Origin of the sequence: Paenibacillus qinlingensis, from assembly GCF_013204845.1 — a bacterium.
Lineage (GTDB): Bacteria > Bacillota > Bacilli > Paenibacillales > NBRC-103111 > Paenibacillus_E > Paenibacillus_E qinlingensis.
In genome coordinates, this window is sequence record NZ_JABMKY010000003.1 from 115,879 (window position 1) to 128,683 (window position 12,805).

General features: G+C 43.8%; 7 protein-coding genes. All 7 read left to right on the top strand.

The window, feature by feature from the left end:
• The first annotated feature begins 8 nt into the window (after window positions 1-8).
• The 7 genes from HQN88_RS07275 to HQN88_RS07305 all read left to right on the top strand — a co-directional run bounded on the left by HQN88_RS07275 (window position 9) and on the right by HQN88_RS07305 (window position 12,776).
• Window positions 9-365: a response regulator gene (locus HQN88_RS07275; RefSeq protein ID WP_216855656.1), complete on the top strand. Its 357-nt coding sequence runs from the start codon at window positions 9-11 to the stop codon at window positions 363-365.
• A gap of 238 nt (window positions 366-603) precedes the next feature.
• Window positions 604-2,532 carry an acyltransferase family protein gene (locus HQN88_RS07280; RefSeq protein ID WP_246320109.1) on the top strand — a complete coding sequence of 643 codons (1,929 nt, stop codon included), beginning with the start codon at window positions 604-606 and terminating at the stop codon, window positions 2,530-2,532.
• A 241-nt stretch (window positions 2,533-2,773) separates the two neighbouring features.
• Window positions 2,774-3,178 (top strand): hypothetical protein, encoded by a 405-nt coding sequence (locus HQN88_RS07285; protein WP_173109606.1) that lies wholly within the window; start codon window positions 2,774-2,776, stop codon window positions 3,176-3,178.
• A gap of 165 nt (window positions 3,179-3,343) precedes the next feature.
• Entirely contained in the window at window positions 3,344-8,686 is a 5,343-nt protein-coding gene (locus HQN88_RS07290) for a carboxypeptidase regulatory-like domain-containing protein (RefSeq protein ID WP_173109608.1), read from the top strand.
• Window positions 8,687-9,190: 504 nt separating this feature from the next.
• A complete protein-coding gene (locus HQN88_RS07295; RefSeq protein WP_173109610.1) occupies window positions 9,191-10,150 on the top strand; it encodes a carbohydrate ABC transporter permease in 960 nt (319 codons plus the stop codon).
• On the top strand, window positions 10,150-10,986 hold the full coding sequence (locus HQN88_RS07300) for a carbohydrate ABC transporter permease (RefSeq protein ID WP_173110442.1): 837 nt from the start codon (window positions 10,150-10,152) through the stop codon (window positions 10,984-10,986). The genes HQN88_RS07295 and HQN88_RS07300 overlap by 1 nt, the downstream gene beginning before the upstream one ends.
• 86 nt (window positions 10,987-11,072) lie before the next feature.
• Window positions 11,073-12,776, top strand: a complete 1,704-nt coding sequence (locus HQN88_RS07305; RefSeq protein WP_173109613.1) for a sensor histidine kinase — start codon at window positions 11,073-11,075, stop codon at window positions 12,774-12,776.
• Window positions 12,777-12,805: the final 29 nt, after the last annotated feature.

Below are 12,805 nucleotides of genomic sequence, written 5' to 3' on the forward strand. Positions count from 1 at the left end.
GAGAGATCATGGCAAAAATTTTAATCGTTGATGATGCAGCTTTCATGCGAATGATGCTGAAGGATATTTTGACTAAAGGCGGACATGAAGTTGTTGGTGAAGCGGAGAATGGACGAGTAGCTATCCAGAAATATCAGGAGCTTAAACCAGATATCGTTACGATGGATATCACAATGCCTGAGATGGAAGGTGTAGAAGCCGTTAAGGAAATTAGGAAAAAAGATGCGAATGCGAAAATTGTGATGTGCTCAGCAATGGGGCAGCAAGGCATGGTCGTACAAGCGATTCAGGCTGGTGCCAAGGATTTCATTGTCAAGCCATTTCAAGGAGATCGTGTGTTGGACGCCATACGCAGAGCTATATAATACAGAAGAGAAACGTTCTTCCCTTGCTATTTTTGCAAGCGGGATGAACGTTTTTTTTCTTCTCCCAAGTTATTCTGCCATCATCCGCTACAGACTATTTCCGCTTAATGAGAAGAGTAACGATTAGCGTATCCGTTTTTTGGTTTTTATGTGTAAAAGCTCAAACTTTTCTTGAGAACGTACCGTCTTATTCATATCTGATTATAGTGTTTATTGTAGCAGCAGGAGGAAGCATCTTATGGGAAATAAGTCGGTAAGTAAGCTGATGGTGAGCAGTGTCAGCGATGGTAGGCACTACATGCCAGGATTAGACGGGCTGCGAGCGCTGTCGGTGCTGGTTGTTATTGTCTATCATTTGAATAGCTCATGGATTCCAGGAGGTTTGTTGGGTGTGGGGGTATTCTTCACATTATCAGGTTATCTGATTACTGATCAGTTACTTATGCAATGGCAAACAACAAGGCGAATTGATTTGAAGCATTTCTGGAAAAAGAGGATGCTAAGGCTCATGCCGGCTATGATCTTCATGCTTGTGATCGTTGGCTTGTGGCTGCTAATCATAGATCGCTCAAGATTAATGCCACTAGCGGATGAATTCATATCGGTATTATTTTATTTCAATAACTGGTGGCTTATCTTTCATCATGTATCCTACTTTGAGAGTTTCGGTCCGCCATCTCCGATTGGTCATCTTTGGTCATTGGCGATTGAAGAACAGTTTTACTTTCTTTGGCCACTGTTACTAGCAATTGTCCTGCAGGTTGCGAAGCGCCGAGGTTATCTCATTTTGTTCACGTTATTGGGTGCGCTGGCTTCTATGCTTGTAATGGCTATGGTGTATCAACCAGGTGTAGATCCGAGTCGTGTTTACTATGGGACAGATACACGGGCTTTTGCGCTGCTCATTGGCGGAGCGTTAGCAATTGTATGTCCGAGTCGAAGGTTAACCAAACACGCGGCAAGCGGTAGATCGAGTTCGATGCTCAACGGGATCGGTGGGGCTGCCTTTGTCGGTATCTTGCTCATGATGTGGAAAAGCGATGCCTACGATGCGTCTCTTTATTACGGTGGGTTAGCTTTATTTTCAGTGTTGTCGGCCATTGTCATTGTGGCCATTATTCATCCTGCTTCACGACTGAGTAAAGTCATGGGGTGTAAGCCATTACGTTGGATCGGCAAGCGATCATACAGTCTGTATATTTGGCATTATCCAGTCATTATTCTTACTAGCTCTGCCATAGATACTGGCGAAACGAATTGGGTCAAAATGGGCATGCAGGTTGTCCTAAGTTTCCTTCTGGCCGCATTTTCATTTTCCTATATTGAGGAACCTTTTCGACGGAATGGATTTCAACCGTGCTTTTGGAAAATGAATTTCTGGTCGCCAACACGATTCCGGTATTTGGTAGTGATCACCATGATGCCAATCCAATTATTTGTCATTTCTTGTTCGAATAATTTGTCCGCTCAGAAATCAATAGACAGTCTGTCTTCGGCTATGGAGGGAGTATCGACAGTCAATGTGACATCAACAACCGGAGCATCAACGGGGGCATCAACATTACCAGTAACATCACCAGTAACGGAAACTCAATCAACACCAGTACTAGAACCGCCATCACCGTCTATCCCGACACCGGTGCCGTCAGGAACACAAAATGCGGAAAAGACTGTCGTACCTGCTGCCGATCCCGCGCATGAAAAGGAAAAACGCATAACCGTTATTGGTGATTCTGTTATTTTGGATGCAGCGCCATTCCTTGAGGAGTTATTTCCGGGCATTGTGGTAGATGGCAAAGTTGGCAGACAGATGGTCCAAGCGCAGTCAACGATTAATGAACTCAAGTCTAAGGGATTACTAAACGATCGCGTGATCATTGAGCTGGGTTCGAACGGGGCGTTTAACCCGAACCAATTGCGTGACTTGTTAGCTTCGCTTGGAGAAATGAAGCAGATAATACTAGTGAACACTCGTGTACCTCGAAGTTGGGAAGGCACTGTGAATGCCACACTTAAAAAAGTAGCGACGGAATTTCCAGCAGCGACAGTTGTAGACTGGTACTCTGCAAGTAAAGGAAAGGGAGCGTACTTCGTCAATGATGGCGTACACTTAACTGAAGTTGGTGCACAGACATATGCCACACTTATTAGCAAAGCAATCCATTAAGTTAGTGATTAAACTGGAATATATTAGTAATTAATGGCAACAATAATGAATAGGTGTCGAAGAAGGGGTGAGCAAAGCTCGCCTCTTTTTGACATGCTTGAGGAGCTAAGCATTAGCTAATTATTAGTAAAAAACATGGTTATCTAAAATTCGAAATAGAAGTTTCACAACAATTCATCGGTAAGATAAAAATATTGAGAAGTAACAAACTTTGCTATGGAATTGCGAGGGCCCTACAACAATGAATCTAATCCACTACTACCGCGAGCAATTTCTCGAATTAAAATCACAATTCGAGCCAAATTGGGAGGAGGAGCCATTTTATCAATTTGGATATCGATGGAACGCATTTACGGCGAATATGTATAAAGAATTTTTTCAGATGACACAGATGCAAAATGAACCATTGTGCTTAATGTATGCGATTGAACTTCCGGAGATATACAAGAACACGAATATAAGTGAAGTTGTTAAGCGTGTATCTTCTTCCTACGAGCTTTCCATGTATGTATTCTCGGAAAAGATTCTTCTAACATCGTGTATCTCGATTGAAAATCTACAGCAAACTTCATTAGGTTTTTTAAATCAAGCACGTGGGGAAATTATTGATCTTGTGTTCTCAGCGATTCAATTAAATAAAGGATAGTTCTTCTAGAAATCCCGAATTGCCGGAGACGGCGATTTGGGATTTTTTGTGCGAAGTGATGCAGGATGCGTGGAATAGTGAAAGAGAATCGTTCATTTACCTACTGGTTTTGAACGGAAAATCAATCTTATAATATGGCATATTGAAATTAAGAGGAGGTCACACATGTTGCTTCAGCCAAAAAGATTGAAACGGTCATCCTTATTCCTCGCCATTGTACTCGTAATTGGAATGGTAAGTTCTCTGCTTCCGGTATCTCGTGTTCAGGCGGCACCTGTCACGGGAATGATCTACTATGTAGATGCGACAGGAGGTAATGATTCGCATACAGGTACGAGTGAAGGCTCAGCATGGCAAACGCTTGAAAAAGTAAACGCTACCACGTTTCAGCCTGGGGATCAGATTTTGCTTAAGTCAGGTGAAGTTTGGGAAGGTCAGTTATGGCCTAAGGGCTCAGGTAGCTCTGGCAAGCCGATTATCATTGATCAGTATGGCAGCGGGAGTAAGCCAGCCATACAGGGGAAAGGGTTAGTAGAAGATGCGGTACGTTTATTTAATCAGGAGTATTGGGAGATTCATCATGTAGACGTTTCCAATGCGAAGCCAGCAACGGCAACCCCAGGTGAGAACCTTGGTGATTACAGGGGTATTCATATATCTGGTGATAATAGTACAACGTTGGATTATTTCCGTATCGTAGCAGTCGATGTTCATGATGTAACGGGGCAAATTAACTGGATTAGCGGTACACAGCCAATTCCACCACAGCCAGGCATCCGTTTTAAGACAGGCTGGGACGGCTCCAAAAAAACAGGAGGCATCGTATTTGACACAACTGTGCCGAATATATTTAGTCCCCCTAGTCAAGCGACCGTTATAAATGATGTAATCGTGGAACAATCGACAATTACGAATACTTCATTTGCGGGTATTACATTTAAGCAATACACAGGGGATGGGAAGGATGCGGATGGGAATACCATCGCCGTATCAACGGGCTGGGGCGAGCGTGCCAATGGGACCGATCCGAAATTCACCCCGCATACCAATATTATTATTAGAGACAATTACATAACGCAAAAAGATACAGCATATGGCTGCAATGCGATGTATTTGACAGATATAAGAGGCGGACTTGTTGAAAATAATGTGGTCTATAAAGCAGGAACCTCAGGGATTGAAATGTACTATGCAGATGATATCGTCGTGCAGCACAATGAAGTTTATGAGACCACGCAAAAAGCAGGTGGAGCCGATTCCAATGGGATTGATCCGGATAAAGCGACAACAAAGATACTCATTCAATATAATTATATTCATGATAATGGAGATGGCATTCTAATCTGCCAATTTTCATTTGGCGATACCGTGATTCGTAACAATGTGATAAAAAGCAACACCAGATATCCCATTTATCTGCACTCGGATAAGAAAGCGATAGCTGAGGTGTACAACAATACCATTTATAATGATAAAAGTAATTATTTGATCTATGGCTATGGTACATCCTTAGAAGCAACCTACAACATTCGGAATAATAATCTGTACACGACACGTGCAGGAGCAACGATAACTACAAGTGGAACAACGTTCTACGAGAATAACAATTATTTTGGTACGGGATTAATGATTCCTACTAGCGATACCAAAGCCCTTCAAGTAGATCCTAAATTTGTTAGCACGGTGGCTGGCCCCTCTGGAACCATCGAAACAGGGCCAAGGTTAGATTCAGCGCTGGGTTTTCGTTCAAAGTCAGGTTCAGCGATGATTAATGCCGGTATGGCGATGCCGAATAACGGATTGAAAGACTATGCAGGTAAGTCGCTGTATAACGGACTCCCGGATATCGGGGCATTTGAATATTACACAGAAGTAGGCAGCACAACAGAATCAGTGAATGGAAAGGTAAAGGATGGCTCTGGCAAAGCAGTTGCTGGAGCGAAGGTATCCATGGTTGTTAATACGGTGAGTTATACGGCAACCAGTGATGCGAAAGGCTCGTTCGTGATTGCGGATGTACCGTTAGCTACGGGGGTGGAGCTTAAAACTGAAAAAACAGGTTATACGACGACAACTTCGACAATCGCTATTCAACCACCGAATATGACGACATTGGACATTGTTATTACATCCACAAGTCCTTATGGCAGTTTACGCGGAAGCATTTTGGATGAGAAGATGTCCGCTCTTGAGGGAGTTTCTGCCAAAGTCATGTATGAAGGTGAGGAAATTGTTAGCGGAACAACGGATAGCGCAGGAGCTTTGCAATTAGATCAGGTGCCAATCGGTGAGAATTATACAATTATGCTCTCGAAAGCAGGCTACTTTCCTGTATCCAAAGGGAATGTGACTATCACACCGGAGAGTCTCACAGATATTGGCAAAGTCTTGCTATCGAGCAAACAACCGCAAGTGCTATACAACCATACATTTAACAGCCTTTCGACAGGAGCATTGAGCTCGGGTAATAATTTGACTGTAAGCGCTAGTGGAGGGAGTGTTGAGGTCGCTGAAGTCCCTAGTGTGTCAGATAAAAGTGTCCTCTTAACGAGAAGCAGCAACTCTGGAAGCACCAGTTTGTCGCAAACTTTTGCTACACCACTAACAGGGATTGTCACCATTGAAGCTGATTTGAAAAGAAAAGACACGTATGTTAGCGGGAATAACTGGATTAGCTTGCCCTATGTGTATGGCAGTACGAATCTAACGAACCCTGGCATTAGCTTTGCTTTTGATAAAGGGACAATAAAGGGATACAAAGGTACAACGACGACTGATTTTATGAAGTATGTTGTAGGCCAATGGTATAACATGCGTATGGTGATCGACATGGCTGCGCAGAGTTTCGATCTATACATCGATGGTCTTAAAATAGTAGACCGTGCCCCATACCGAATCGCCATGGCGGATATTAAGAAAATTGATTTTTATGCGAACAGCACCAATTATGGCAGCGTGTATATCGATAATATCCGCGTCACACAAGGGATTGGTTACTCAAAGACAGACGCAACCCTTGCGGATTTATCAAGTGATGCAGGAACATTAACACGTCTGGATGAAACACATTACGCGATACAAGTGCCGACTGATGTGGAGTATGTGAATCTGACACCTTTAGCTAGCTCTCCTAATGTAAAATCAATTCTTGTAAACGGTGTACCTGTGGGAAGTGGTAATAGCTCCGATTCCATTGCTTTAACTGGAGATGATACGGACATACCCGTTGTTGTAAGGGCAGAAGATAATCTGACAACGGCGACATATACCGTTTCAATTCATCGGATCTCTGCTCAGGTCGATGCATCTTTGCAAGGACTACTTGTGAATGGTGGTACACTATCACCTGATTTTGATCCGAACATAACGCTATATCAAATCAATGTACCCTATGACCTTCATGACATCACACTCGTTCCGACTGCAGGCAACAGCCAAGCGGATATCACGATCAATGGGAAAACGGTGTTAAGTGGTGCAATTTCAGAAGCAATTTCTTTATTGGAAGGACAAAATCTAATTCTTGTTTATGTGGTTTCACCTGATGGAACTGCTAACAGAACGTATGAGATTACCGTCAACAGGGCGAATAGTCCTTATGGTCAAATAGCAGGAACTGTCATGGATCAAAGCAACCATCTCGTATATGGTGCCAATGTAACGCTTACTAAGCTTGGCGAGTCAAGAACTGCGATAACAGATGCGTCTGGTACATTTACCTTCTCTGACGTGGTACCTGATACAGAATTTACGATTACAGCTCAAAAAGCAGGCTATGACGAATCGATGGTGGGCAATGTCACTGTGACGGTTGGACAGACTACGTTGGTGGGCCCATTGTTCTTGCAAGCACACGGAGCCATTGCATCTTTAACAGGCGCCGCAGAAGCGATACCAGGACAATCAATGCAATCTACGTTCCAAATTAATAATGTGTCGAGCAGTGTGTACTCGGCCGTGTATTCGGTTGACCTCATAGTCGACTATGATTCGACGAAGCTGCAGTGGATATCCACACTTCCAAGCTCAAGTCAATTGAACATTATACAGGGTGATCAAACAGCTGAGGGATCACTTACGATCAAAGTGTTGATGGCGGATGTCACTCAAGCTATCCAGCCTGATACGGATCTCTTCGTTGTAAATTGGAAGGTTAAAGATGCAGCTCCTTCAGGAGAAACCGTAGTCAAATTAACGAAATCTGACTTAACGAATGGTCGGGGAGATTTATTTCAAGCGACGGCTTCAGAGCATGCGTTTGAGATCAAACGGGTAGTAATTGTAGATCCAGATCCAGATCCGAAACCAGATCCTGGTCCAGATCCAACGCCAGATCCAGATCCTGTGACTGAGCCAGACACGGGACAGAATACGACCAAAGACCCGTCCCAACTTGTGCTACAGTCGAACGATCAAGGAACTGCTATGATTACGAAGGCTATCTTAGAAAGCGCTATTCAATCTACATCAAATGATCCAAATGGCCAAAAGGTGATCGTTGTTAACTTGAAATCCAACGCGTCCCTAGAACAATTTGGCATGCTGCTACCAGCCCATCTGTTGAAGGCGAATAAGCACGCATTCCAACTTAAGCTTCAATCGGAGCTAGGCACTATTGTAATCTCTGATCAAATGCTGAATGGTCTTGATAATCTAGGCGAGATGGTGGAAATTCGCTTAACGAAAGCTAACTCGATTGATAATCATCCTGTTTATGACATAGGGCTGCTAGCGAATGGAGAGTCGATTGCTTGGCATAATCCAGAAGCGCCAGTTACGATTCAGATTCCTTATTTGCCTTCACTCGAAGAAAAGCAGAATCCGGATCACATCGCCGTTTTTTATGTCGATCCACAAGGACAGATGATCCCTGTACCGAATGGGCATTATGACGTACAGTCAGGTCAAGTCATGTTTACAACTAAACATTTTAGTCAGTATGCAATTATATATAAGAGCCCGGCTTTCACTGATCTAGCTTTTGTGAAGTGGGCGCAACCTTCAATTGAGACACTCGCGGCCAAGGGAGTTATTGAAGGCAGAAACGTACACGAGTTCGACCCACAAAGCTCCATTACTCGAGCAGATTTCATGGTTCTGCTCATGCGTGCATTGGATCTTCCGGCGCGAACTGCAGATACCTTCACGGATGTTGACAGCCGTACATATTATTTCAATGCGCTGACCAATGCCAAGGCATATGGCATTACAACGGGTACTGGAAATAACCTTTTTGAACCGAATAAACAGATCACTCGTGAGGATACGATGGTATTGACTGCCCGAGCGCTCCAAGTAAGCAAGCAGCTTGCTAGTAGTTCAAGTTCAATAGGGGCAAAACTAGACTATAAAGATGCTTCTGACATTTCTGATTATGCCATAGGTAGCATTGCTGCCCTTACCGCTAATGGCTTTGTTCAAGGTGATGAGACAGGCATTCATCCCAAGCAGAACCTCTCCCGTGCACAAGCTGCCGTTCTGATTCATCGCATTATCGTGAATAATTAATCGTATAAAGGCAAGACCCAGAGCGACAGTGCTCTGGGTCTTCTTTTTTTTACACACTAGAATTTAAATCAGCTTCTCCTTATTTCAATGTTATCAGCGTGAGTTATGGCGTTAGGCGTTGCTGCACGTGCTGGTATAGGCACAAGCATTAGCGCTAGCCACAGTGCTAAGCGAATAACTGGATTTCCTGCAGCTAATTCAAGCGAAAACACGGCATTTCGCAAACTAACTGGATTTCCTCCCGTTATTTCAGGCCAATTTCGCCAAACGGGACATTTCGAGCGAATTTAGATGTAGAAAATCCAGTTAATGCCCGAAAGCAACCCAGCCTGGGAACGTAAAAGAATACCACAGTCCAAGAAGACGGCGTAGACGTTTTTACTGTGAAATAGTGAAAGAACTTCATTCGATGCGCAATGTAACTAACTTGGGATGCCTTTTATAATAAACCTATAAGATAACAAGCGAATCTCGTAGCGCTTTGAACAGGGAGTGGAATGATCAATGGAAAGCACCGTGGAGCAAACAGGCCGTTTGCTTGCAAAACCGAAGAAAAAGAAAATCCCGTTTCTGAGCCGATGGGAATCTCCCGTAGCCGGTTACCTCTTTTTATCCCCGTGGCTGATTGGGTTTTTCCTGTTAACACTAGGGCCAATCCTGATGTCCTTGTATTACTCGTTTACGGATTACTCCTTGCTGGATGCACCGCATTGGCTAGGAACACAGAACTACAAGCATATCGTGATGGAGGATGATACCTTCCGCGAGTCAATCAAGGTAACTTTGCTATTCGTCGTATTCTCCGTACCGCTGAAGCTCGTTACTGCGCTATTGGTGGCGATGCTGCTGAATAAGAAAATAAGAGGGATCTCCTTCTATCGGACGATGATCTACTTCCCATCATTAATTGGAACGAGTATCGCAGTTTCGATTCTGTGGAAAAATATTTTCAGCAAAGACGGCTTTATTAACCAAGCCCTAGCGCTTGTCGGCATTCAAGGGAAGTCATGGATTGCTGACCCCGACACTGCTTTGGGGACACTAGTACTTCTAATTGCATGGCAATTTGGATCGGCGATGATTATTTTCCTTGCAGGACTTAAACAAATTCCAATGGATTTGTATGAAGCCTCCTCCGTGGATGGCGCTAGCAAGGTACGGCAATTTTTCACGATCACACTGCCGATGTTGTCCCCGATCATTTTGTTCAACTTTGTGCAATCAACGATTAATTCCTTCCAGATGTTTACGCAGGCATTTATCATTACCAATGGGGGACCTGTGAATTCAACCTATGTGTACGTCATGTACTTGTATGAGCGAGCGTTCTCGAAGTTTCAAATGGGTTATGCCTCCGCGCTAGCTTGGATTCTACTGGTCATTATAGCAGCGGTAACTGCACTTATTTTCGCAACCTCTAAATACTGGGTTTACTATGAGACGCAAGGAGGGAAGGGGAAATGATGGCAAGACGCCAAGGTTTGACCCATCTGTTATTACTAATTTCAAGCCTTATTATGATGTATCCTGTTTTCTGGTGGCTAGGTGCTTCGCTCAAAACGAATGATGAGATGCGCTCACCGAATTTATTTCCCGAAACATTCCGCTGGGCTAACTACACGGAAGGCTGGGTGTCGGTTCCTAACTATGATTTCAGTGTATTTTATATCAATAACTTTCAGCTAATTTCGGGGGTATTATTTACAAGTATCGTATCTTGTTCTCTTGTTGCCTTTGCTTTTGCTCGCCTGGATTTCCCGCTTCGTAAGTTGTGGTTTGGCATTCTGCTTGTGACGTTAATGCTTCCGACACAAGTAACAATCGTACCGCAGTATGTGTTATTCAGTAAATTTGATTGGATTAATACGTATTTACCCTTCTATGTCCCCCATTTGCTTGCAGGCGGTGTGGGAGGCCCCTTCTTCATCTATTTGCTTGTGCAATTTATTCGTTCCATACCGAAAGAGTTGGATGAGTCTGCGAAAATAGATGGATGCTCTTGGTTCGGTATATATTGGCGCATCATTATCCCGTTGACCAAGCCTGCATTGGTTACTGTCGCAATCTATTGTTTCCTTTGGAATTGGGATGATTTCTTTGGTCAATTACTGTATATCAATTCTGTCGATAAATACACAGTGAACTTAGCATTGAAGCTGTTCATAGATTCTGCGGGAACGGTGCCGTGGGGGCAAATGTTAGCCATGTCTTTAGTCTCTGTTATGCCTGCCGTGATCATTTTCTTCATCGCTCAGAAGCATTTCGTCGAAGGTATTGCTTCGGGTGCTTTAAAAGGATAAGCTTAGAAATGACTAGGAAAGCTGCTGCATTTGCCGCGGCTTTCTTTGCATAAGAGCTTAGTTTGAATCATACGGAGGGCAGACATATGCTGCAAAATCCATTCAAAACATATCGCATTATCGCGGTTTATTTCTTCAGCTCAGCCGTCATTATTGCCATGTTGATCGGCATTATCATTGCCGTTAGTTATTCGGGGACTTCAAGCGAGATTGCGTCGAATACCTCTTTTTATCAGCAACGCTTGTTGAATGAATTGAGCAAGAAAATGAGCACAAGCTTAATTGGTATTGAACAGACCTCGGGAACCTCGGCCAAAAACGTCGATCTCCTTTACGGTCGTTTGCGAGATAAGGACGCTTATGAGCGCCTGCAAATCGAGACGGATTTGCAGAGTCAATTGAACTATCTTGTCTTCGGCACGCCGATTCTGCAATCGATCCATGTCTATTCCGATTACCCGTTCACATCGGATACCCAAGGTCCTGTTACGTTCTTCCAGATGTCGCAATTAGATAAGGAAGCCTGGTATCCCAGCATTCTAGAAACGGACAGCGCGTGGCTTGGCGAGCACAAAATCATGTCCAATGGACGTGAAGAATCGGTGATAAGCTTCGCCCGCAAAGTCATCAATAATAGCAATCAGTATTACAGCTTAATGGTTTTTAACATTAAAGTATCGAGCATTCGTCATCTGATTTCAACAGAAGACGATACGACCAATATGGCGTTACTTGATGCAGCAGGCAGACTAATTACGCATGCTGGCAACAGCAGCAAATTGCAGCAAGCGACACTCACGTTGAAAGGGGAGATGGATAAGCCAAGCGGTTCCTTACGGGTGGATGATGATTTCTTCGTTTGGGCCAAATCACCAGATTCCCAGTGGACACTCTTCGAGGCAAGCTCTTGGAGTGAAATGACCAAAGGCAGTAAAAGCATGGCGAAGCTCTTCCTTCTTCTTGGGGCTACCTCGATTGTGCTCGTGCTGCTACTTACTCTATTCCTATCGCATCGATTCATGAGACCGATGAATCAATTGATTCGGGCCATGGGACAATATTCGCCTGGTGAAGACCAAGGTTTACCTACCGACTATAAGAATGAGTTCGGCAAGTTATTTCATGGGTATCGAAAATTAACACAACGAATCGAGGACCTCTATGAATCTCTGCGGGAGCAGCATGTGCAGCAGAGGGCAGCCGAGCTGAAATCCTTGCAAATGATGATCAATCCTCATTTTCTATATAATACCCTCGATCAGATTAACTGGACAGCGATTGAAGCGGGGCAGAATAAGATTAGCTCTATGCTCGCACAAGTAGCGAGTATGTTTCGTTTAGCGCTATCGAATACGAATAGTCTGGTGGCAGTAACAGAGGAAGTCGCGCATATTGAACACTATTTGAAATTTCAGCAGGTGCGTTGGGAAGATAAAATGTCGTATCTCATCACAGTGGATGAAAGTTGTAAGACTACATTGATGCCGAAGATTTTTCTGCAGCCGTTCGTAGAAAATGCTTTTATGCATGGCTTTCATGGCGCTTCCGAAGCTGAGATCGGTGTAGATATCTATCGAGATGAGAATAACTTATATGTAACCATTACAGATAATGGAAAAGGGCTCAGTGATAACTGGCAGAACAAGCCGAGGAAGCGCGGAGGCTACGGACTACGTAATGTGAAGGAAAGACTGGATGCCTTATTCGGCAATCAATATAGCTTACAACTGAGTAATCGGGAGCAAGGCGGCGTTCAAGTGGACATTCGATTCCCGTTATCAGACCAATAATATATTCACAACATAAGGGAGTAAACGAC